Origin of the sequence: Agarivorans sp. JK6 (assembly GCF_045277145.1) — a bacterium.
Lineage (GTDB): Bacteria > Pseudomonadota > Gammaproteobacteria > Enterobacterales > Celerinatantimonadaceae > Agarivorans > Agarivorans albus.
Genome location: NZ_CP113525.1, coordinates 2,882,556 through 2,905,963, shown reverse-complemented (window position 1 = coordinate 2,905,963; position 23,408 = coordinate 2,882,556). Strand labels below are relative to the sequence as shown.

Genomic DNA, 23,408 nt, shown 5'->3' with positions numbered 1-23,408 from the left:
AGTTCACCACAATATGAGTAAGTAACATGAGCAGTTCTCACGCATCCGCACCTCTTTCCGAGGTAGAGAGCGATAAGAAGGCTAAGTCTGCACGCAAACGCTCGTTTGCCAAGTTAGGCCAAGTGTTCGCCCCTTACGGTTTTTTAATGCCGTTCATCATTCTATTCTTGGTTTTTCAGGTTTTTGGTTTCGCCTTTTCTTTGTATTTGTCGTTTCACCAATGGAACCCGGTTGCTGGTTTAGATTCAATGCGCTTTGTCGGCATCGAAAACTACACGTTTTCTTTAGAAGACGAAGACTTTTACCGTTCTTTATATAACACCATTTGGCTGGGATTAGCCTCTGGGATAAGCCAACACTTAGTCGCTATTCCAATGGCTTATTTGCTGGTGAACCTTGGCAGCAAGTTTCGCCACTTTATGACCTCAGCCTTCTTTTTACCGTTTATCACCTCTACCGTTGCGGTGAGCCTGATTTTTGTAAACATGTACTCTGCAAATGTAGGGATTATTAACAAAGCTTTGGTAGCACTAGCTAACGCGCCTGGTTTGGGGTACACCTTTGGCTGGTTAAACGACTTAATGCCTTTGCGCTGGCTAGAAGATCGTTTGTTGATTAAACCTGCCATTGCCTTTTTACAATTTTGGAAATACACCGGTTTTCACTTGGTAATCTATATTTCCGGCATATTGACTATCTCAAAGGAAGTGGAAGAAGCGGCTTTGCTAGATGGTGCAAACTTCCGTCAGCGTTTCTGGTATATCGCCTTGCCACATTTGCGCCCATTTATTTTCTTTGGGGTCACTTTAACCATTATCGGTAGCCTACAAATGTTCGAAGAACCGTTCATTCTAACTAACGGTACCGGTGGCATTGGTAACTCTGGCTTAACGATTTCTATGTTCCTCTATAAGGTCGCTTGGGAATGGCTAGACATGGGTTGGGCATCGGCAATGTCGTGGTTACTGTTCTTAATCATTGCAGCGGTAACGGCGGTGCAGTTCTTATTCTTTGGCCGTAAAGGATTAGGGAGCCATTCATGAATATATTCGCAAATTCCACCCTGCCTCGTCGTCGTAGGCAGCAAACCAAGGGCGGAGAATTAGCCGCCCAAATCTTTGGGGTAGTGGGCACTATTGGTTTTTATGTCTTTTTAGTGTTGTGTGCTTTTTTAAGTATATTCCCGTTTATATGGTCGAGTATTTTATCTACTCGCACCCGAACTGAGATTTTTTCCTCAGAATTAAGTTTGGCGCTAGGCAATGCGTTGTTTGAGAACTATCAGTCTTTGGTTGATACCTTGCCGTTCTGGACTTCAATGCTGAATAGCTTTTATGTCACTGGCTTGGGGACGGTGGTGTCTATCTTGTTTTGCTCTATGGGCGGTTATGCCTTTGCAATCTACAAGTTTAGAGGGAAGAATTTTATATTTGGAACCATGGTAGCCTCCATGATGGTACCGCCTATCTTAGGTTTGATTCCTTACTACATGATTGTGCAGTTTTTGGGATTGTTAAATACTCACGTTGCCTTGTGGTTGCCGTTTACCGCTACCCCTTTTGCTATATTTTTGGTGCGCCAATATGTGGTGAGTTCTATCCCTCGAGAGTTGATAGAGTCCGCGCGAATTGATGGGGCGGGTGAGTGGTCAATTTTTTTTCGCATTGCATTACCGCTGATGAAACCAGTATTGGGAACCGTTGCCATTGTGCAATTTGTTTTCTTCTGGAATAACTTCCTAGGACCTTTGGTTATTTTGTCCAGCCAAGATAAGTATGTGGTAACACTTGCTCTGCGAACCGTTCAAGGTTTGCCAAATACTCCATGGGGCGCGGTGATGTTGGGAACTACCATTTCCATTTTGCCGATTGTGACCTTTTACTTGTTTGCCTCTAGGCAAATGATTTCTGGGCTCACCAGTGGTGCGGTAAAAGGTTAAATCAACAATGCAAAGAAAAACCTTTAACTGGGGCATTATTGCTCCAGGCCGTATTGCTCGGCGTTTTGCCGAGGGCTTAAGCGCCATTGAAGACGCAAAACTGTATGCAGTGGCAAGCTCTAATGAGCAGCGTGGCAAAGCTTTTGCTAAAGATTTTGGCGCTGCTACCAGCTATTTACGTTACGACGAATTACTCGCCGACCCAAAGGTTGATGCAGTATATATCGCCAACCCCCATCGTTTTCATTACGAAACGATTCGGGCTTGTATTTTAGCGGGTAAGCCAGTGTTGTGTGAAAAGCCCTTAACGGTGAATGCCGCGCAAGCTGAACAACTTATGGCGTTGGCCGAACAGCACCAAGTGTTTTTAATGGAAGCTATGTGGAGCCGCTATTTGCCAGTATGGCAGCAGGTAAAGCGTTGGCTAAATCAAAACATGATTGGTGACATTAAGTTGCTACAATCTAGCTTTGCGTTTCCAATCCCAAGAGATGAAAGTGATCGCTTACTTAATGTAGATTTAGCGGGCGGGGTGCTACTTGACTACGGAGTGTATAACGTTGCTTTATCGCAGTTTGTGATGGGCAGACACCCTAGTAAGGTTTTAGCCGATGGCCTGGTTGGCCCTACAGGTGTTGACGAGCGTTGTAGCGTTATCCTTAACTATGGTGGTGCAGCTAGCCAATTCACCTGTTCTTTCCAAAGCTATACCGAAAACAGTTTTTGCATTTATGGTGATAAAGGCAAAATTGTGGTGCCAGCGTATTTTTGGGATAGCAACAAAGTAGAGCTTCATTTATTCGACAAGCGCCCAGAGCTATTAGAGCTGCCGTATTTAGCCAGCGGTTTCGAATATCAAGCAAGTGAAGCGATGAGTTGCATTCGTCAGGGCAAGTTGCAAAGTCAATTAAATACTTGGCAAGACACTCTAGGCACCCAACGAGTAATGGATGAGATTCTGGCTCAAGTAGGCGTTAGTTACCCATTTCTATAGTCGGTCGTTAATGCATTTAGCAAAGACCCCGCTTTAGGGGCTTTTTTAGCAACCATCGTCAACTAGCTCGTACTGCGGAGGTGTGGTGGCGTTGCTGGCTTGGGTATATTGAAAATAGCAGTTGTCGTCAGTGACTTGACCATTACCGTTTCTGTCGTAGCCCAGATAAGTGAACGCGATGCCTTGCTCTTGTAAAACAAAAACATCATCAATGTCGATGCGTTTAGTAATGTCGGTATTATCAAGGTATCGCCATTTTAGTCTTACGTCAGGACTATCGGGGTTAAATACATCAAAAGTGCCATCTCCATCCATGTCTACGTCGATTAAATCATCGCGATTTGGCACCTGTTGCGACACATAACTTGGCATGTAGGATTTAAGGGTGAGGAGGTCGTTGGCGGCTTTTACACTAACGCTGATTTGCTCAATGGTTTTTATTCGGGCATCACTGGATAGATTTAGTAGCTTAGGTGCAGCAGTAACCGCAAGAATACCGATCACGATAATCACTACAACCAGTTCTATTAAGGTAAAGCCTTGGTTTTTCATTAATCCCTAAACATTTTTACCGCATCCGTTTTCGGCGAAGTATAAAAGTTTGCTTATCGCTTGCCTAGCTTTGTAGAGTCATTGGTCTATTTTTGTGCGGGTGCGCTAATTATAAGCGAGCGTTATATCAACAAAGACCTGCTTTTTGAGCGGGAGCTTTGGGCTTAATGTAGTGAAAATCGCCAAACAGGTATGCGTAGCAGCAAATATTTACGCGATATCTGCGATTATCTAGCAATCAGTCTCGACCTTGGCGAAAACCATGGCTATAATGCGGCGTTTTGAAATTATGGGTCCTTAACTAAGGACAGCTAGTTCGCCAATGCGAACCGCTAAATTCCCATTGTTTACGTAAGTAAATTGTCAGCAGGGTGCTGACTATAGCCGAGGTAATAAAATGCAGGTTTCAGTAGAAACAACTCAGGGCTTGGAGCGTCGTGTTACGATTTCGATTGACGCTACGCAAATCGAACAGCAAATTGAGCAAGCGCTTAAGCAAGAATCACGTCGCGCTCGCATCGACGGTTTCCGCCCTGGTAAAGTGCCAGTAAGCGTAATCAAGAAACGTTACGGTGCAGCGATTCGCCACGATGTAACTGGTCAAGCAATGCAGCGTTCATTCTACGAAGCTATCATGCAAGAGAAGCTAAACCCAGCAGGTGCTCCAGCACTTCAGCCTGGTGATACTAAAGATGGCGAGTTCAGCTTTAGCGCTACTTTCGAAATCTTCCCAGAAGTAGAAGTTGCTGGTCTAGACGCAATCGAAGTAGAAAAGAAAACAGCTACTGTTAACGACAAAGACGTTGACAACATGATCGACACGTTGCGCAAGCAGCAAGCTACTTGGAAAGAAACCAAGGGCATGATCAAAAACGAATTCCGCGTAAACCTAGACTTCTTAGGTAAAATCGACGGTGAAGAATTTGAAGGCGGCAAAGCTGAAGGTTTCGACCTAGCTATGGGCGCTGGCCGTATGATTCCTGGTTTTGAAGACGGCATCATGGGTAAGAAAACTGGCGAAGAGTTCATTATTGAAGTTAACTTCCCAGAAGATTACCACGCAGAAAACCTAAAAGGTAAAGCTGCAACTTTTGATATCAAAATCAACAAAGTTGAAAAGCCTGAACTAGCTGAAGTTAACGAAGAGTTCGTTAAATTGTTCGGTGTAGAGTCTGGTGAACTAGACGCACTTAAAGCTGAAATCCGTAAGAACATGGAACGTGAACTTGAGCAAACGCTAAAAGCGGGTGTTAAAGAGCAAGTTTTAGCTGGTCTTATCGAGCAAAACGAAATTGACGTACCAGCTGCTCTAGTTTCTCAAGAAGTTGAGCAACTTCGTAAGCAAGCAATGCAACGTTTTGGCGAAAACGCACAAAACGCGCCAGAGCTTCCAGATGAGCTATTCACTGAGCAAGCGCAGCGTCGCGTTCGCACCGGCCTTCTACTAGGTGAGTTAATCAAAGTTAACGAACTAGAAGCTGATGATGAGAAAGTTAAAGAGCACATTGCTTCTTTCGCTTCTGCTTACGAAGATCCAACTGAAGTTCTTGACTACTACGCGAAAAACGAAGAGTTGATGAACAACGTTCGTAACGTAGTTTTAGAAGAGCAAGCGATTGAATTTGTGCTTGGTAAAGCAAAAGTGACTGAAAAAGAAGTAGCTTTTGATGAAATTATGAACAAGCAAGGTGCAAACTAAGGTCTAATTTGACTTAGCCACCTTTATCTCGCATATAATGGCTCGTATGTACTACATACGAGCCATTTTTTTTAAGGAAGAGCGCATCAATGTCTAAAGAAGTTAATCAGTCTGCATTCGACCCCATGGCGGCTTTGGTGCCAATGGTTATTGAGCAAACCTCTAAAGGGGAACGCTCTTATGATATTTACTCTCGTCTATTAAAAGACCGAGTTATTTTCTTAACTGGTCAAGTGGAAGACCACATGGCCAACCTTGTGGTTGCTCAGTTGTTATTTTTAGAATCTGAGAACCCAGAGAAAGACATCTTCATTTATATTAATTCGCCAGGCGGTTCAATTAGCGCTGGTATGGCGATTTACGACACCATGCAGTTTATTAAGCCTAAAATTAGTACCGTGTGTATGGGTATGGCAGCAAGCATGGGCGCATTTTTATTGGCTGGTGGCGCTAAAGGCAAACGTTATTGTTTACCAAACGCCAAAGTGATGATTCACCAGCCACTAGGCGGTTATCAAGGTCAAGCATCTGACATTGAAATCCACGCCAACGAAATTATTAAAACAAAACGTCGCATGAACGAGTTGTTGGCCGAGCATACTGGCCAAAGTTTTGATACTATCGCTGCAGACACTGATCGCGATAACTATATGACAGCTGAACAGGCTAAAGAATACGGTATCGTCGATGATATCTTTGCGCGTCGTGAATAATTAGTTCCAATTCACGGTCTGTACAGATAGAGCATAGAGAAAATAGCATTCTTCGCGGTTTGATTTACACTGTAGATAAAAGCGTAGAATGCTACATAGTTTGAGGTTAGCGAATGACAGATAAGCGCAAGGGTGATGGAGATAGCAGTAAGCTGTTGTATTGCTCCTTCTGCGGTAAAAGCCAGCATGAAGTGAGAAAGCTGATTGCCGGTCCCTCCGTCTATATTTGTGACGAATGTGTTGAGTTATGTAACGACATCATTCGAGAAGAAATAAAAGAAATATCGCCAAATAAAAAAGAAGGCAACGCCTTACCGGTTCCTAAGGAAATTAGAGAACACCTTGATGACTACGTAATTGGTCAAGATCACGCCAAGAAAGTATTAGCAGTTGCGGTTTATAACCACTACAAGCGCCTTCGTAACGGTGATGTGGCTGATGGTATTGAGCTTGGTAAGAGTAATATCCTTCTTATTGGCCCAACTGGTAGTGGTAAAACGCTACTGGCGGAAACGCTTGCTCGTTTACTCGACGTACCGTTTACCATGGCTGATGCTACCACCTTAACCGAAGCAGGTTATGTGGGCGAAGATGTTGAAAACATCATCCAGAAGTTACTGCAGAAATGTGACTACGACGTTGATAAAGCGCAACGCGGTATTGTTTACATTGATGAAATTGACAAAATTTCTCGTAAATCAGATAACCCGTCAATTACTCGTGATGTTTCTGGTGAAGGTGTACAGCAAGCCTTACTTAAGTTAATCGAAGGTACTGTAGCTTCTGTTCCTCCTCAAGGCGGACGTAAGCATCCTCAGCAAGAGTTTTTACAGGTTGATACCTCTAAAATCTTATTCATCTGTGGTGGTGCATTTGCTGGCTTAGATAAGGTTATCGAGCAACGTGCTTCTACTGGAACGGGTATTGGTTTCGGGGCTGAAGTGAAGGGCGAAGCAGATAAAAACTCGCTAAGCGAAACCTTCTCTAAAGTTGAGCCAGAAGATCTAGTTAAATATGGTCTTATTCCTGAGTTTATTGGTCGTTTGCCTGTAGTGGCTACGCTAACTGAGCTTGATGAAGACGCATTAATCCAGATTTTAAGCGAACCTAAAAATGCCCTTACTAAACAGTACGGTGCTTTGTTCAAGCTTGAAGATGTTGAGCTAGAGTTCCGCGAAGATGCACTTCGTGCTATCGCTCACAAAGCGATGGAGCGTAAAACCGGTGCTCGTGGCTTGCGTTCAATTGTAGAAGCAGTATTGCTTAATACAATGTACGACTTACCATCGATTGATAATATTTCAAAAGTAGTTATCGACCAAACGGTGATTCAAGGTGAGAGTGACCCAATCTTGATTTACACCAATGAAGATAAAGCTGCTAGCGCAGAGTAAACTGTGCGAGTATAAAAAAAGCCAGTCTTATGACTGGCTTTTTTGTTAGTTAGGCTTTTTGCCAAACTAACAATAGGTTGTTAGCTGGCATAGCTATTGTTTCTTTGAGATGTAAATCATGTTTGGCTGCCCAAAACTGCAATTGCTCAATGTCTCGAAGGCCTCCGCAGCCTTGAGCTTGCAGCATCAAATCGAACTCGCGATTACTCTCGCTACTGTATTGGCCAGCTTGCTTAAACGGACCGTAGTGAAACAGTTGTCCTTTAGATGGTAAATTGTCACCGATGTTCGAATACATTAGCTCTACGAGCTCTTTAGGCATTATGTGTGCGGTATTGGCGGTATATACTGTGTCGCAATCACATGGCCATAGATCTGTACCTACTTGATAGTTAAGCGGCGGCGGTTGCTCACTGAGTATCATGTACTCTTGCCAATATTGAATGGCTGGGTCATTGGTTTGTTGGTCTGAGGTCTGCCAACGAAGTTGAGGTAGGGCTTTAGCAAAAAAAGCAGCGTGTTGTCCGGTGCCTGAACCAATCTCAAGTAGGCACCGCGATGATGTTAGCCTTGGGGCAAGCTGCTCTAAGATTGCCTGTTTGTTATTATCGGCGGCGCGGTTAAAAAACGCCGCCGGATGTTGATTACTCGTCATTCGGGTTTTGATGCAAATAAGCTTTGTTGGTTAAGTGTTGCTTATGAGTGTTGTCCTTAAGCTTCACTTTGTAGTGCAAACCGGCTTTAGCTAGCATGTGCGCTGCAATAGGCGCAGTAATTAGCAAAAACATGGTAATCAGTATTTCTTTTAAATTAACCCTGCCTAACTCAAAGCTAAAATAAACCATTGAGGCAATTAAAATGCAGCCGACACCCAATGTGCTCGCCTTGGTAGGGGCGTGCAAGCGGGTGAAAAAATCTGGCAACTTGGCTAAACCAACTGAGCCAATCAACATAACTACTGCGCCAAGTACAAGCAGAATACTTACAACAATTTCTAATAAACTGGTCATCTGCTAATCCTATTCGATGATGTCGCCGCGAAGTAAGTATTTACAAAATGCAGCAGTACTAACAAAGCCTAATAGGGCAATTAGCAATGCACTTTCGTAGTAACTTACCGAGCCTTGGTACAAGCCTAACAATATAATTAAGGCGATGCTGTTGATATACATAGTGTCTACCGCAACAATGCGATCAGGCGCGGTAGGCCCAATAATTAAGCGCCAAGCATTAAGCGCTAAGGCTATACAAATTAAGCCGCTAGCAAAGAGAGTGGCATAAGCTAACATTTGAAAATCTCCTTCAGTGGGGCTTCATAGCGCTGTTTAATTTGTGTAATTAGCGCTTGCTCATCCTCTAGGTGAAGCACGTGTACATACAGCCATTGTTTGTCGTCAGATAACTCGACACTGCAGGTTCCTGGAGTTAACGACACACTGCTTGTAAAAATGGTTAATGGCAAAGGTTCGCTAAAAGAGATGGGCACTGCGACAAACGCAGGGTTAAGTTTTTTGTTACTTTGTAAAACCCTTTTCGCAACATCAAAGTTCGAAACTACGATATCGATAATTAAACGAAAAGTGTAAGAGATTACTTTAAGTGGATTTTTAGCAACCGGTTCTTTTTCACTTAGAGGCGCAACGATCCAAGGGATTACAATGGCGAAGATTGCACCTAGTACCATATGGCCGCGGCTAAACTCATGTAAGATTTGCCACACTAACCACAACAGTAAGCTGTGGTAAGGGGTTGGAAACCAAACAAATTTCTTTTGAGTTTTAATCATTTGGCTACCTCGTTAAGTTGTTGCAAGCTTAGGCCAGCATTGAGTTGCTCTGCGGCAAGCTGAGCGTAATCGGTTAATGGACCACCAAAGACCACCATTAAAGGCAGTAAGCCCACTAAAATAGCGATGGCTAAATATTGAATGGGGTGCCCTTGTAAGGCAGCGGTGTTTTCGCCACTGGTACGCCAAAACAAAGAGGTTCCGGCGCGAGATAAGGCTATTAGCGAAATCAAACCTGCACCTAAAATTAAAGACCATATCCACGCCATTTGATTGGTATCGGTTACCGATTGCAAGATAAGGGCTTTGCCAACAAAACCAGACAACGGTGGCATGCCGATTAGACCAATTGCAAGCAGCGCAAATACAAAGCCTAATTTAGCTGATTGAGGCATCGCTCTTGCTGTTACAAAGCGGTCTTCTGCTTTTCCTCGCTGTTGCTGAATGAGTCCCGCTAGCAAAAACATCGCAGCACAAGCGATGGTACTGTGTACTAAGTAATAAATACCGGCAGTGCTGGCTTGCACGCTATTTAGGCTAATTGTAACCAACAAAGTACCAACCGAAACAATCACCAAGTTACTACACAATACTCTTAGGCTTTGGCTCGCTAATACCGATATCGCGCCAATGGCGATGGTTAATAGGGCAATTGGCCATAACCACGGTAGCGCAATATTGGCCAGCTCACCCGCTTGCTCACCAAACATTACTCCGTGGATCCGCCAAATACTGTAGATACCAACTTTGGTCATAATTGCAAACAGCGCGGCTACAGGGGTACTGGTGCTTGAGTATGCCTTCGGCAACCAAAAGTGCAGCGGTAGCATTGCAGCTTTCAAACCAAATACGGCAAGTAACAGTAATGCACCAGACTTAGTAATTAGCTGCTCACTGTGTGACAGTTGCGGAATTTTGTCAGCCATATCGGCAAAGTTAAGGGTACCCAAGGTGCCGTATAAGGTGCCTAAGGCAAACAAGAATAATGATGAGCCAATTAAGTTTAAAAACACATAATGGATGTTGGCCTGAATTTTTTGTTTACCGCCTCCGTGGATCATCAAGGAGTAGGAAGCAATCAGCAATACCTCAAAAAATACAAACAAGTTGAACGCGTCGCCAGTTAGAAAGGCGCCGTTAATGCCCATTAGTTGGAACATAATTAATGGATGAAAAAATGCTCCATTTTTATCTTCACCGGCACTGGCATACAAAATGACAGTTAGGCCTAATATGGCGCTCAAAGCAATCATTAATGCTGAAAAGGCATCAGCCACTAATACAATACCAAAGGGCGCCGACCAATCACCTAAGGCATACATTTGAATACCTTGATTTTGCACTTTTAAAAGCAAGGCTATTGCCACAACAACCATTAACAAATTGGCTGCAATCGTGAAAATACGTTGTTTGCTTAACGAAGCGCTTAGGCTTGGAAATAGCAACACTACGCCCACAAAAAACGGGATAAGAACAGGGAAAACAACTAAATGATCAAACAAACTCATTAGGCTTTATCCTCCCGCGCTAAACGGTCTATAGGTTCTTCTCCATCAACATGGTCGTTACCCAAATCGGCACGCCCGCGCATGGCCAAAATAACGGCAAAAGCGGTCATCGCAAATCCAATAACAATCGCTGTTAGGACTAAAGCTTGAGGGAGTGGGTCGGCGTAATTATCTCCGCCATTTAGCACCGCTGGAGCGCCAATGGTTAATCCGCCACTGGCAAACAAAAATAAGTTAACAGCGTAAGATAGCAAGGTTAATCCTATAACAAGGGTAAAAGTGTGGCCACGTAGCATCAAAAAGATGCCACACGCCGTCATAAAGCCGACACACACTGAGTAGACTACTTCCATTATCTTTCTCCTACGGTGAGTCGTTCTTTGGTAGTGAGTTTGCCTAGATTAGCCAAAATCAATAAGGTTGCGCCGATTACCGTTAAGTACACGCCTAAATCGAATACCAAGGCGCTGGTAAGCTCAAACTTGCCTATCCAAGGTAGTGAGAAGTAATCAAACCAAGAGGTTAAGAATGGGCGATCAAAGGCCCAGCTACCTAAACCGGTGATTGCTGCGGTGACTAAACCAATAGCAATAAAGTAGTGGTAACTAACACTCACCCGCTTGCTCATCCAATCTACGCCGTGAGCCAAATACTGCTGAATTAGCGCAATTGAGGTAATTAGGCCTGCAATAAAGCCACCACCTGGTAAGTTGTGCCCGCGCATGAAAATGTAAGCCGATACCAATAGGAATAAGGGCAGTAAGCTTTGTGATACTACAGACAGCAGAATTGGGTATTTGTCTTTAGCCCATAAGCGGCCATCGTGATCTTTAGTACGCATCGATAAACGCATTCTTGCAATCAGCTTATAAATACCTAGTGCCGCAATACCCAAAACGGTAATTTCGCCAAAGGTATCAAAACCACGGAAATCAACCAAAATTACGTTAACCACGTTGGTACCGCCGCCACCAGTTTTAGCATTAGCAATAAAGAAGTCTGAAATGCTATCGAGCGGGTGAGTCAGTAAGGCAAAACAGATACTGCCAACAATACAACCAATTGCCGAAGCCACCGCTAAGTCACGAACAAAGTGGCTGGGGCGGCTTTTGCTGGTAGGAGTATGTTGAGGGAAAAAGTACAAAGCTAACAACAGTAAGATTACCGTTACTACTTCTACAGATAGCTGTGTTAAGGCTAAATCTGGCGCCGAGAAGTAGGCGAAGGTAATCGAAACCACCAAACCCACTAGCGATAACATCAGCAGCGCTATCATTCGGTAGTGGCTCCAGATAATGGTAGCGAGAGAGCCCGCAATTAGCAGTATCGCAGCAATCACTACTGCGCCATTAAGCGGCGTGTTTGGCAAACTTCCTTGAGTTGTCTCTAAATCCAGTAGCGGTGGTGCCGTTAGGGCTAGTGCAAAAAAGCACAGCCAAAATGCGTAGCGCTGTAACGATCCAGACTCTAAATAACCATTCACTTTTTGCGCCCATATTACGCAGCGTTGAATGGCGCCTTCAAATATCATTTTTGCGTCCAGCGCAGGGAACAAGCCTTCAAACCTAAACAATGGTTTGCGGTTTAAATAAATGGCTAATCCGCCAGCAATAGCCAGACCGCTCATCAATAATGGAATGTTAAAGCCGTGCCAAAGAGCTAAACTAAATTCGGGTAAGGGGTGGTTCAATACTGCCAGCGAGGCACTGTCTAACAGCGGGCCAATGGTGAAATTAGGGAAGATTCCAACAATCAAACATAAAGCTACCAAGATTTCGACGGGCACCCGCATGTAACGTGGCGGCTCGTGCGGTGTTTTGGTTAAACCTTTTGGTTCCCCATTGAAAAATACATCGTGAATAAAGCGTAATGAATAGGCTACTGCAAACGCTCCGCCAATGGTGGCGAGAACAGGAATAAGCCAAGACAATGAGCCTAAAATGCTTTGGTCGAGAGTTTCGGCAAAAAACATTTCTTTGGAAAGAAAGCCATTTAGTAGTGGTACACCCGCCATCGAGGCTGAGGCCACCATCGCCAGCGTAGCGGTGATTGGCATGTACTTCCATAAACCGTTAAGTTTGCGCATATCACGCGAACCAGACTCATGGTCGATAATGCCAGCTGCCATAAATAGTGAAGCTTTAAAAATGGCGTGGTTAATAATATGAAACACTGCAGCAATTGCCGCCAGTTGGGTATTTAAGCCAAGCAGCAATACAATTAAACCCAAGTGACTAATGGTTGAATAAGCCAGTAAGCCTTTTAAGTCGTGCTTAAATAGCGCAGTGTAAGCACCCAGTAACAACGTAAACAAGCCAGTAAGAGAAACCACCGCAAACCAGGTTTCGGTTCCTGCTAGCACTGGGTAAAAACGTGCTAATAGGAAGATACCCGCTTTAACCATGGTAGCAGAGTGTAAATAAGCACTTACCGGTGTAGGGGCTGCCATGGCATGTGGTAGCCAAAAGTGGAACGGAAACTGTGCCGATTTAGTGAAAGCGCCTAATAGAAACAAAGCCAAAATGGCAAAGTAATAAGGGTGTTGCTGCACTAATTCGCCGCTGTTTAACACAACATCCAGTTCGTAGCTACCGACAACTTGACCCAGTAACACAATGCCACCTAACAGGGCTAAGCCGCCAGCGCCAGTAATGGTAAGCGCCATGCGAGCGCCTTTTCTTGCGTCACTGCTATGAGACCAAAAACTAATGAGCAGGAAGGAGCTTATACTGGTTAACTCCCAGAAAAACCAAAGCTGCAACATGTTATTCGACATCACAATGCCTAGCATTGCTGTCATAAACATAATTAGGTAGCAATAAAAACGGCCCATGTGGTCTTTTTCGCTCAAGTAGTAGCGAGCATACAAAATGACCAATAAACCTATGCCCAAAATCAGTAAGCTGAACAGCACTGACAAGCCATCAAGGCGAAAAGAGAGGTTAAGCTCTAGCTGTGGGATCCAAGCGATACTTTGGGTGAAAAATTGGCCCCTCAATACCGCAGGCATGTCGAACAAAATCAAGGCCAGCGCAAGCGCAGGTAGCAAGGCGGTGGCCAGTGCACAAGTACTTCGGCTGAATTTGTTGGTTAGCAAAGGAACAATAATTCCTAGCATGGGTAAAAACGGTACCCAGAAATAGTGCATTTAACGCAGCTCCGTCAGCTAATTGTTTGGTATTTATGAAAAATCATAGTCATTATTCGAATGAATATCCACGCTTAGTTTACACTACTTAGCTAAAGTTACTCAGCGATTAACAACAGTTATTTTGTTTCTTGAGCTTAAGGGAAATGAGTCATAGACTAGGCGCAAACCCCTACAATAAAAGGTGTTTTTAATGGTGCTATTTAAACGCGGTGTTAGTTTACTGTTGTTAAGTTTGTGCATGTTTAGTCAGTTTACTCTTGCTGAAACAGTAAGCGACTCAAATTGGGTGCTACAGAAGCAACGAATTGAAGCCCTTTTACAAGCCATTGAACAAGCCGATCTCACTTTTGTTCGCAATGGATCTGAACACAATCCTCAGCAAGCAGGCGAACATCTAAGAATGAAGCTAAAGCGCGCGCAAAACAGTTGGTTTGCGCCAGATAAAGAGAGCTGGACCGCCGAAATGTTCATCGACAATCTTGCTAGCAAGTCGTCCTTGAGCGGTAAACCTTATCAAATTCGTTTTGCCAATGGCGAGCAAGTGGACTCATCCATCTGGCTTTATCAACAGCTCGCCCTATATGATCAGCAGCAGGGAGCACAATGAGTAAAACTAATTATCACCGTAAGTTTGTACCGGTGATTCGTTACTTAGAAAAAAACTACGATAAGAACCTTAATTTGAATGAAGTGGCGGAGATGGCGCATTTATCTCCTTACTATTTTCACCGTGTGTTTAAGGCGGTAACGGGAGAGACTCCCGCCGATTTTATTCGCCGCTTAAAACTTGAGAAAGCCGCCACCCAGCTATTTTTTCATAAAGAAGCGGTCACTAAGGTGGCTTTAGATTTTGGTTTTTCTAGCTCGCAAGCCTTAGCTAAGGCTTTTCGTGGTTATTTCGCACTAAGCCCTAGCGAAGTAAAAAATTGTGAAAGCATGGAGCATTACACTCAATTGCTAAGAGACAGCAAGATTGGACACCTGTTACGCAACAATGGACACGCTTTAGCAAACGGCACGCAATATGATGACACTTCAAATCAAACAAGGAGTGAAATCATGAAAACTGAACATTTTGAAGAAAAGAATTTGGCTTACATTCGGGTAACCGGGCCCTATGGCGAAGGTTACGATGTTGCCAGCCAGCGCCTTTATGGCTGGGCGGGACCAATGGGTTTAGCTGAGGGTGAGAGTATTTTTATTTATCACGATAACCCAGAGTTAACCCCAGCCGATAAATGCCGTACCGACGTCTGCTTGGCTATACCTGCAGGGGTTACTCCACCTGCAGGCATCGAGTTGCAAACCTTACCTGCTGGGAGTTATGCCAACTTGCGTAAATTGGTAACGGATAAATCGCAATATGCGCTCTACTGGCAGCAGCTGATGACCCAAGTGGTAGACGCAGAGTTAACGGTTGATAACCGCCCATGTTTCGAGCTTTACCATAGCTACGATTTAAAGACTCACCATGCCGATGTAAGTTTTTGCACCTCAATTAAGTTGTAAGTAGTTCAAGCAACTAAAGTTGCTTGCCGTGTTTTTGAGTTCATTTTGTTTTGCAGCCCATTCGGGCTGCTTTTTTTGTTCCCTAAAATAAAAAATGCTTATAAAGCTCAAGGCTATAGGCTCTGCTATGCTCTGGTAACTGCATGTTTAAATTGCTTATCTATCAGTGAAGGAATGTTATGGATACCAGTAACTTTATTAAATCTCGAGCCGCTATTGCTTGGGCACCCAATCAGCCGCTTTCTATCGAAACCGTAGATGTTATGCCACCGAAGAAAGGAGAAGTGCTGGTTAAGATCATTGCTACAGGGGTATGTCATACCGATGCTTACACCTTATCGGGCGCCGATTCAGAGGGGGTATTCCCTTGTATTCTTGGCCATGAAGGTGGCGGCATCGTTGAGCAAGTGGGTGAGGGGGTTAACTCGGTTAAAGTGGGTGATCACGTGATTCCGCTTTATACCCCAGAATGTGGCGAGTGTAAGTTTTGCCTGTCGGGCAAAACCAATCTTTGCCAAAAAATTCGCTCAACTCAAGGGCAAGGGTTAATGCCAGACGGCACTACCCGCTTTTATAAAGACGGTAAACCCATCTTTCATTACATGGGCTGTTCTACCTTTAGTGAATACACCGTGCTGCCAGAAATATCACTGGCCAAAATAAACCCAAGTGCCGACTTAAAAGAAGTCTGTTTGCTGGGCTGTGGCGTTACCACCGGCATGGGCGCGGTGACAAAAACAGCTAAGGTGCAAGCTGGTGATACGGTGGCAATATTTGGTTTAGGCGGCATTGGCTTGTCTGCAGTGATTGGCGCAGAAATGGCTAAGGCTTCACGTATTCTAGCCATTGATATTAATGAATCTAAGTTTGACTTGGCCAAACAGCTTGGCGCTACTGACTGCATAAACCCACAAACCATCGATAAACCTATTCAAGATTACATCGTAGAACTTACCGATGGTGGCGTGGATTTTTCGTTTGAATGTATTGGTAACGTAAACGTAATGCGCTCTGCCTTAGAATGTTGCCATAAAGGTTGGGGTGAATCGGTCATTATTGGAGTGGCTGGTGCGGGCGAGGAGATAAGCACTAGGCCGTTTCAATTAGTTACCGGCAGGGTTTGGCGCGGTTCGGCATTTGGAGGAGTAAAAGGGCGCAGTGAGTTACCAGAATATGTAGAACGTTACATGGCAGGCGAGTTTAAACTTAGTGACTTTATTACGCATACCATGGCTTTAGACAAAATTAATGAGGCATTTGATTTAATGCATCAAGGTAAGAGTATTCGCAGCGTAATTCACTATTAAGGTAGCGTGTAATGACGATTAAACTACTTGCCAGCAACAAAGTGTTTGGTGGTGTCCATCAGCGTTATTCTCATCAATCAGAATCCACGCAATGTGAAATGACTTTTGCTGTTTATATGCCGCCGCAAGCTGCTGAGGATACGCCGGTACCCTTGTTGTACTGGCTGTCTGGTTTAACCTGTAGCGATGAAAATTTCATGCAAAAAGCCGGAGCCTTTAAAGTGGCTGCCGAGCTAGGTATGGCGATTGTGGCCCCTGATACCAGCCCACGAGGTGAAGGCGTAGCTGATGACCCAGAAGGTGCTTATGATTTAGGCTTAGGTGCTGGCTTTTATGTTAATGCCAGCCAAGCGCCTTGGGCTAAACACTATCAAATGTATAGCTATATTTGTGAAGAGTTACCGGCATTGTTAGAGCAGCATTTTCCCATTACTCAACAGCGAGCTATTGCCGGGCACTCGATGGGCGGGCATGGCGCTTTGTCTATAGCCTTTAAAAATCCCCAGCGTTATTCGTCGGTTTCAGCATTTAGCCCAATTTGTCAGCCTACAAATTGCCCTTGGGGACAAAAGGCTTTTGCGGCTTATTTAGGTAATGACCAACTGCGTTGGCAGGAGCACGACAGTAGTTTGTTGATTAAACAATTAAAACCCGAGCAGCAATTGCCACTGCTGATTGACCAAGGCCGCGATGACAATTTTCTTGCTGAGCAGCTCAAGCCCGAAACCCTTGTTGATGCCGCCAAACAACTTGATTACGCAATAAACTTTAGAATGCAGCAAGGCTACGACCATAGCTATTTCTTCATCGCTAGCTTTATCGAAGATCATCTGCGCTTCCACTTTAAGTATTTTTAGTTAACTAGGGTCTGTTGATCTTTGCTGATGGTTTTTGCAGCAATTTATTCGCCATTTAGGCAAGGCAGTGAGTGTGCAGTTAAGTGGGCTTAATAATCACTCGATAACGCTGAATAAATGGCTAAGAAATGCTGCCCGAAGGGTTCGGATAAGCGAACTTTACTCTTTGTTAAGCACTTCTTGCTTAGCCCACTAGGCTTCTAAGTGCTCGTCGCGATTAAAGCCCGCTTATCTCGAACAAAATTTCAACACCAAAGATCAACAGACCCTAGCTACTATCTTTTATGCTAAACCCGCAACTAACGCTGCGGGTTTGTTGTTTTTTCACATTCTTTGATGTTTTGTTTGAAACAAATTTGGGCATATTTTCATTGATGCTTTATTAATGTGAGAACCTACAAATTCTGATTACTGAACAAAGCTTTAGCCTAGGTCCGCTCGGGCTAATCAGTTAGCCTGCTGAGTAGTAATAGGTAGTTGTTTAGAAGGTAAAGCATGGAAGTGATTAAGAAATGTCTTCAAGGTGGTGTGTTGCTCAGTAGTTGTATTCTACTTGCGGCATGTGGCGGCGGTAGCTCAGTGGGCGCGCCAAGCGATGCAGAAGTTGAACTGGATAGTGCCTACTATACCGACCTGTATGGTTGGAATGCCAGCGGCGGACTTAGCCAAACCCAACTTGGCCGAGGACTTAACTTAGGTAACTACTTAGAAGCGCCTAATGAAGGAGAGTGGACGGGTGGAAGACTGCTGGTTCAAGAAGATCTACAAATTATTGCTGATGCTGGTTTTAAAACAGTGCGCATCCCGGTGCGTTGGTCAAATCATGCTGGTGAAACAACACCTTATCAAATAGATGCAAGCTTCATGGCTCGGGTTAAGCAAGTGGTAGACTGGAGCTTGGCTGAGGATCTGCAAGTCGTGCTTAACGTTCATCACTATGAAGAAATGATGAACGACGGCGAGAACATGCAAGAAAACCATATTCGTCGCTTAGTGGGTATCTGGCAACAAATTAGTGAAGAATTCCCGTTAAGTGAGTACGGTCAAGAGCAAGTGGTATTTGAGCTACTTAATGAGCCAAATGGCACCATTGGCTACGACGATTGGAATGACATCATTGCTCGCCTAACGCAGTTGATTTGGACCACCATGGCCGATCAGCAAAACAATGGTAGTGAGCAGCGTACTATTATGATTGGTACCGCCAATTGGGGACATCCCGATGGCTTAACCCAATTGCAATTACCTAGCAGTGTTAATTCAGACAACACCATTATTACCGTTCACTATTACGAACCGTTCCACTTTACTCACCAAGGCGCCGATTGGGTATCGGGTTCTAATGAGTGGATTGGCACACCATGGTTAGGTACTGCTTCAGACCAGCAACCTTTGATTGATTTGTTCGATAGGGTAACGGCTTGGAATGAACAAGCTGGGCGAGGCTTTGAGATCTTCATGGGAGAATATGGCGTGTATTCACTGCATTCTGATCCCGACCATCAACGTGCCTGGACAGCGTTTATTTCTCGCGAGGCAGAAAAGCGCAATATAAGCTGGGCCTACTGGGAGTATGCCTCTGGCTTTGGTGCTTACGATCCTGAAGCTGGTGCGTGGCGACCAGCGCTAATTGAAGGATTAATACCTACCTCGCTTTAAAAAATACCCTCTGGCGCTAGTCAGTCTTGGCTAGCGCTAAATATTTCTCTTCTAACTATTATCTTATTGCTAATCAAACACTATAGTTTGTTAGTAGGTTTACAATATCAACATTAAATTCAAGCTATTAGCCGGCGTGCTAGTGGCTTTTTCTGTTATTTAAACGTGACTGTCGTGATGAAAATGAAGCCCTGGCTAAAACGAAGCTTAATAGGTTTAACAGTGTTGTTGCTTATTGTCCTGCTACCTATTGCAGCCTTAATTGTGGGTGTGAAGGTAGAGATTGGTGATAGCCGTCAATTAGTTACCAAGCTACTTAGCGAGCAACTGCAGCGAGATGTTCGTATTAACGGAAATATCCAACTAGAGCTGTCTTTTCGTCCAGCGATTAGCGTTGAAGATATTCATATTGCCAATCCTAGCGGCTTTGGTGAACAAAGCTTTGCTCAAGTGCGCAAAACCAGTGCTCAGGTTCAAGTATTGCCATTACTAAGGCAGCATCTAGAGATCGAGCAAGTACTGCTAGATGGTTTTTATTTAGAGTTAATAAGAACCGAGGAAGGCGAAAACAATTGGCAATTTGCTAGTTCTGCAGCTTCGCCAAGCAATACAGCCTCTCAGCCAGAGCTTAGCAAATCAGAGAGTAACAATGATTTCACTTGGCAAGGTATTAACTATAGCTTTGAAATCAAAGAGCAAATTTTGATTAGTGATGCCAGAATTAGCTATACAGACCAAGCTGCTGAAGCAGTGCTAAGCTGGCAGCTCGAAGAGCTAAAACTAACTTCCTTGGATAGCGAGACCTTGGCGATGACAGCCAAAGGCAGCATGCTAGATGAGCGTTACTCCTTAGATTCAACCTGGCAGTTAGAGCCCTTATTGCAGGGGCGAGCTGGCGACGTGCAACTGAATATGCAGGTGGCAGATGCTAGTTTGGGCCTATCGGGCCAGTTGGCGCCGCAAAAAGAAATAAACAGCTATTTGGAGCTGAAACTTGATTGGCAAAATGCCGATTCGATTTCCCGATTGCTAGGCGAAAGTTTATCGCATATTGCACCCATTAAACTGGCGACCCGTTTTGATGGTAAACCTGGTAGCTATAGTTTATCGCCAATATCGGCCACTTTGGGGAGTAGCCAATTTTCTGGTGAGTTAGCGCTTACCGGGCACCAGCCAGTGGCTATTAATGGCAACTTAGATATAAACCAAATTGATTTAGGCGTTTGGCTTCCCAACGTTGAGCCTAATCAGTCTTCAGAAGAACCTTTAGTTGATACTCCCACTCAGCCGAAGCCAAATAAGTCCGCTGTCGCGCAAGTTCAAGAAGCAGAAACACAAGCTGAAGCTTTACCGTTGTTGCAGATTATTCGCTACTGGTTAAATCAAGCCGATGCAGATTTGTCGTTAAGCATTGGTGAGATAATCGGGCTACCGCAAGAAATATCATCCATTAGCCTAGGTTTAAAAGTAGAAGGTGAACAGTTAAAAGCACCGCTGCGCGCAGTAGTCGACGACATTCGTTTTCGCGGTAACTTAAAAGCAAATGTGCAGGACGAGCGCTTAACAACGTCAATGCGTTTGGTCGCGCAAAAATCTCCGCTAGATAAACTAGCCAGCCGCATTCCAATGTTGGCGGGAAGTACTGGAAGCATTGGCCGTTCGGTATTACGCATTAATGCTGCGGGTAGTGATGTTGCTGAGCTACTAGAAAGTAGCCAGTTTAACTACAAAATTGAAGACAGCCGTATGACCTTACCCGCTGGCACCAGTTTTGATATTGCCAGTGCCAATATGAGTGCCGGATTAGCGAGTGAAGTAGCCGTTAATCTTGATGGTGTGTTGCTAGATATTCCGGTTAGCGCGGTAATTCATACCAGCCCTCTAAGAGCCATGCTCAATCAACAAGCGTGGCAAGTGCGCATGCAGCTAGACTCGCCCGCAATAGAGCTAAACCTAAATGGAGAGCTACCTAGTGGCGTGTGGCAGCAGGGAGCAAGTCTGCAGTTAAATGCAGATTCGCCACGTATTGGTTTGCTCGCGCCATGGCTAGGCGTAGACAAAGAAGCGCAGGGGATTTTTAAGCTCGATCTTGCATTGCAGGCAGCAAAAGGGCGCTCATCACTTAATATTAATCAGCTTCAATTAGCCGACAGCCAAGGCAAGTTACAAGCAAGTTGGGATAAAAGTAAAACTGAGCAAGGTTTAGTGAGCATTAGTTCCGATTGGCAACGCATTAACATAGCCCAGCTAATGGCCTTTATGCCCAGCGAATCTGCACAGCCAGAATTAAAAGAAGATAAAGCTGCTAGCCAACCGGCTAGTGAAAAAAAGGCAATAGATATTAGTGTGCCTATCTTGCCGCAAGGTGTGGCTATTCATGATGCAGATCTTAATATTTCGGTAGCGCAACTACTGTTAGGTGAACATCAATTTAATCGAATAGCACTGCAAGCTTCTGCGCGTGATGGCTGGTTGCAGCAAGCGCCATTTAGTGGCGAGTTTGCTCAAAGTAAAATAGCGGGGAACGCAGTATTAGATTTACGCGGTTCACCACTAAAACTAGATTTTACTATTGCTAGTGAGCAGCCAAATATCCCTCAATTGCTTAAACAACTCAATATTGCAGAACAAGCTAATTTAGCTTTGGAACGTGCAGAACTAGATTTGTCTTTAAAGGGCGACAATATAGCCCAGCTATTAGCTAGCACCACGCTCTCGGCTAAGCTGATTGGCGGCTATTGGGACTTAATTGACCCCAATACTCAAGCGAGCGCAAGAGTAGAGCTTAATCAAGGTAGCTTAACTGCTAGCCCGCAGCAGCCCTTGGCTTTGGCCCTAACAGGTCACTTAAAGCAGCTTCCGTTAAGTGTAGAGCTAAGCACTCTCAGTTTGGCCGAGTTTAGCCAACAACCTCGTGAGCTACCAATTCAGCTTAATTTAGATATAAACCAGGTTAATTTAGAGGCAGAGGCGACACTTCCACGTCCCGTTTCAAGCAATAACTTAAGCCTTGCTATGCGCTTAAAAAGCCCTAGTTTAAGTCAGTTAGACAGCTTGCATGGTATTCAACTGCCACCGTTTGGCCCGATAGAACTTGCCGGTGAATTGCAGATAAACGAGCAAGGCTACGCTATTAATAACATGCTATTAGCGGTAGCAAATAGCGAGCTCACAGGCTTGGCTAACTTAAGTACCGTAAACGCTAAACCCCAACTCGATATTGCGATTAGTGCCAATAATATTCAGTTAGATGATTTTAAAACGGGAGATTGGCAAGGGCTTGAGCAACGCACTGATTTACCAGCTGAACAAACGCAAAGTAATGCTGAGGAGAAAAATCAAGTTGATTCAAACGAAGTCGCTCAGCCTTTGTTGAGTCAAGCTGTGTTCCAGCGTTTAAACGCCAATTTTTCTTTAGATGTTGAGCGGGTTAAATCTGGCGAAGATTGGTTAGGCGAGGGCAAATTGCATTGGCAGTTACACGATGGCAGCTTACGTTTAGCGCCTCTATGGTTGGCCCTGCCAGGCGGTGAAATTAACCTTAGTGGCGAGTTAAGCGCTTTAGACAAAGGTTTTTATAGTCAGCTTAAGGCGGATATCGATAATTTTGATTATGGCTTGTTAGCAAGGCGGATAAAACCCGATACCGAAATGCGAGGCAGTTTTAGCCTACATCTAGATGTAAACAGTGAGTTTGAACAGCTTGAGCAATGGTTAGAGAGTGCCAACGGTAAGGTAGGCTTTGCGGTTTGGCCTAAAGAATTTGAAGCCGGAATTATGGACTTATGGGCGGTAAGTCTTGCTAGTGCTGTAGTTCCCGAGTTAGATGATTCTGACAAATCGGTACTTAATTGTGTGGTGGCCGCATTTGATAGTAACGATGGTGAATTGGTGCAAAATGTCTTGTTGGCAGACACTTCCCGCATGAGAGTGCTAGGTGAAACCGAAGTGGACTTTAAGCAACAACAAGTAAAAATGGTGTTGCGACCAAAAGCGAAACGCGCGCAAATCTTTGGTTTGTCTACACCGGTACAAGTGACTGGAAGTTTTGAAGATTTCAAAATAGGCATCGCAAGTGGTGGTTTAATTGGCACCACCATTCGCTTTGTAACCAGCCCGGTTGTTTCACCATTGCGCTGGATAGTGGAAGCGCCGCTGGATGCAGATGGCAGTGAGCTTTGCCGTCAAGCTTGGCAGCAAGCGAAACAGGTAAATACCGATAAGCAAGCGGATTAGTTTGGCAGGCTCACCACATCCTTAGCTAGTTTATAAAGCGGATGCTGACAATGAGCCTTCAGCTAAATTGGAGTCTGGTCACTAAATACAAATTTTTCAGTTGC

At 44.4% G+C, this 23,408-nt stretch carries 20 protein-coding genes; 12 read left to right on the top strand and 8 right to left on the bottom strand.

Annotation, left to right across the window (positions count from 1 at the left end):
* Window positions 1-26: 26 nt before the first annotated feature.
* The 3 genes from OV592_RS13505 to OV592_RS13495 are packed head-to-tail and all read left to right on the top strand — an operon-like array spanning window position 27 to window position 2,933.
* Complete coding sequence (locus OV592_RS13505; RefSeq protein WP_406608947.1) at window positions 27-1,043, top strand: carbohydrate ABC transporter permease; 1,017 nt, start codon at window positions 27-29, stop codon at window positions 1,041-1,043.
* Window positions 1,040-1,939 carry a carbohydrate ABC transporter permease gene (locus OV592_RS13500; protein WP_406608946.1) on the top strand — a complete coding sequence of 300 codons (900 nt, stop codon included), beginning with the start codon at window positions 1,040-1,042 and terminating at the stop codon, window positions 1,937-1,939. The genes OV592_RS13505 and OV592_RS13500 overlap by 4 nt, the downstream gene beginning before the upstream one ends.
* A gap of 7 nt (window positions 1,940-1,946) precedes the next feature.
* Entirely contained in the window at window positions 1,947-2,933 is a 987-nt protein-coding gene (locus tag OV592_RS13495; protein ID WP_406608945.1) for a Gfo/Idh/MocA family protein, read from the top strand.
* Between the two features lie 45 nt (window positions 2,934-2,978).
* Here the strand turns inward: OV592_RS13495 and OV592_RS13490 are convergent, their stop codons facing one another.
* Window positions 2,979-3,485: a prepilin-type N-terminal cleavage/methylation domain-containing protein gene (locus OV592_RS13490; protein WP_016400665.1), complete on the bottom strand. Its 507-nt coding sequence runs from the start codon at window positions 3,483-3,485 to the stop codon at window positions 2,979-2,981.
* 397 nt (window positions 3,486-3,882) lie between these two features.
* Between OV592_RS13490 and tig the strand changes: the two genes are divergently transcribed.
* The 3 genes from tig (at window position 3,883) to clpX (ending at window position 7,291) form a co-directional block, all read left to right on the top strand.
* Window positions 3,883-5,184 carry a trigger factor gene (tig, locus tag OV592_RS13485; RefSeq protein ID WP_406608944.1) on the top strand — a complete coding sequence of 434 codons (1,302 nt, stop codon included), beginning with the start codon at window positions 3,883-3,885 and terminating at the stop codon, window positions 5,182-5,184.
* Window positions 5,185-5,273: 89 nt separating this feature from the next.
* A complete protein-coding gene (gene clpP / locus OV592_RS13480) occupies window positions 5,274-5,897 on the top strand; it encodes an ATP-dependent Clp endopeptidase proteolytic subunit ClpP (protein ID WP_016400663.1) in 624 nt (207 codons plus the stop codon).
* A 113-nt stretch (window positions 5,898-6,010) separates the two neighbouring features.
* Window positions 6,011-7,291 carry an ATP-dependent protease ATP-binding subunit ClpX gene (gene clpX / locus OV592_RS13475; protein ID WP_016400662.1) on the top strand — a complete coding sequence of 427 codons (1,281 nt, stop codon included), beginning with the start codon at window positions 6,011-6,013 and terminating at the stop codon, window positions 7,289-7,291.
* A 49-nt stretch (window positions 7,292-7,340) separates the two neighbouring features.
* On the opposite strand, the gene OV592_RS13470 is transcribed toward clpX, so the two are convergent.
* From OV592_RS13470 to OV592_RS13440, 7 genes are read right to left on the bottom strand one after another with little or no spacing between them, the layout of a single operon-like run.
* A complete protein-coding gene (locus OV592_RS13470; RefSeq protein WP_406608943.1) occupies window positions 7,341-7,946 on the bottom strand; it encodes a DUF938 domain-containing protein in 606 nt (201 codons plus the stop codon).
* Window positions 7,936-8,301, bottom strand: a complete 366-nt coding sequence (locus tag OV592_RS13465) for a Na+/H+ antiporter subunit G (RefSeq protein WP_220718332.1) — start codon at window positions 8,299-8,301, stop codon at window positions 7,936-7,938. The genes OV592_RS13470 and OV592_RS13465 overlap by 11 nt, the downstream gene beginning before the upstream one ends.
* A gap of 9 nt (window positions 8,302-8,310) precedes the next feature.
* Window positions 8,311-8,580 carry a K+/H+ antiporter subunit F gene (locus OV592_RS13460; protein WP_016400659.1) on the bottom strand — a complete coding sequence of 90 codons (270 nt, stop codon included), beginning with the start codon at window positions 8,578-8,580 and terminating at the stop codon, window positions 8,311-8,313.
* Entirely contained in the window at window positions 8,574-9,077 is a 504-nt protein-coding gene (locus OV592_RS13455; RefSeq protein ID WP_016400658.1) for a Na+/H+ antiporter subunit E, read from the bottom strand. The genes OV592_RS13460 and OV592_RS13455 overlap by 7 nt, the downstream gene beginning before the upstream one ends.
* Window positions 9,074-10,585 carry a monovalent cation/H+ antiporter subunit D gene (locus OV592_RS13450; protein ID WP_406608942.1) on the bottom strand — a complete coding sequence of 504 codons (1,512 nt, stop codon included), beginning with the start codon at window positions 10,583-10,585 and terminating at the stop codon, window positions 9,074-9,076. The genes OV592_RS13455 and OV592_RS13450 overlap by 4 nt, the downstream gene beginning before the upstream one ends.
* Window positions 10,585-10,938 (bottom strand): Na+/H+ antiporter subunit C, encoded by a 354-nt coding sequence (locus OV592_RS13445; protein ID WP_016400656.1) that lies wholly within the window; start codon window positions 10,936-10,938, stop codon window positions 10,585-10,587. The genes OV592_RS13450 and OV592_RS13445 overlap by 1 nt, the downstream gene beginning before the upstream one ends.
* Window positions 10,938-13,733 (bottom strand): monovalent cation/H+ antiporter subunit A, encoded by a 2,796-nt coding sequence (locus tag OV592_RS13440; RefSeq protein WP_406608941.1) that lies wholly within the window; start codon window positions 13,731-13,733, stop codon window positions 10,938-10,940. Before OV592_RS13440 ends, OV592_RS13445 begins: the two co-directional genes overlap by 1 nt.
* Window positions 13,734-13,926: 193 nt before the next feature.
* Between OV592_RS13440 and OV592_RS13435 the strand changes: the two genes are divergently transcribed.
* The 6 genes from OV592_RS13435 to OV592_RS13410 all read left to right on the top strand — a co-directional run bounded on the left by OV592_RS13435 (window position 13,927) and on the right by OV592_RS13410 (window position 23,304).
* A complete protein-coding gene (locus OV592_RS13435) occupies window positions 13,927-14,343 on the top strand; it encodes a DUF5329 family protein (protein WP_406608940.1) in 417 nt (138 codons plus the stop codon).
* On the top strand, window positions 14,340-15,245 hold the full coding sequence (locus tag OV592_RS13430) for a GyrI-like domain-containing protein (RefSeq protein WP_406608939.1): 906 nt from the start codon (window positions 14,340-14,342) through the stop codon (window positions 15,243-15,245). The genes OV592_RS13435 and OV592_RS13430 overlap by 4 nt, the downstream gene beginning before the upstream one ends.
* Window positions 15,246-15,424: 179 nt before the next feature.
* Window positions 15,425-16,552 (top strand): S-(hydroxymethyl)glutathione dehydrogenase/class III alcohol dehydrogenase, encoded by a 1,128-nt coding sequence (locus OV592_RS13425; RefSeq protein ID WP_406608938.1) that lies wholly within the window; start codon window positions 15,425-15,427, stop codon window positions 16,550-16,552.
* A gap of 17 nt (window positions 16,553-16,569) precedes the next feature.
* Entirely contained in the window at window positions 16,570-17,409 is an 840-nt protein-coding gene (fghA, locus tag OV592_RS13420; RefSeq protein ID WP_406611435.1) for an S-formylglutathione hydrolase, read from the top strand.
* A gap of 495 nt (window positions 17,410-17,904) precedes the next feature.
* On the top strand, window positions 17,905-19,068 hold the full coding sequence (locus OV592_RS13415) for a glycoside hydrolase family 5 protein (RefSeq protein WP_406608937.1): 1,164 nt from the start codon (window positions 17,905-17,907) through the stop codon (window positions 19,066-19,068).
* A gap of 177 nt (window positions 19,069-19,245) precedes the next feature.
* The gene (locus OV592_RS13410; RefSeq protein ID WP_406608936.1) at window positions 19,246-23,304 is read left to right on the top strand and encodes an AsmA family protein; all 4,059 of its coding nucleotides are present in this window, start codon (window positions 19,246-19,248) and stop codon (window positions 23,302-23,304) included.
* The last annotated feature ends 104 nt before the right edge of the window (window positions 23,305-23,408 follow it).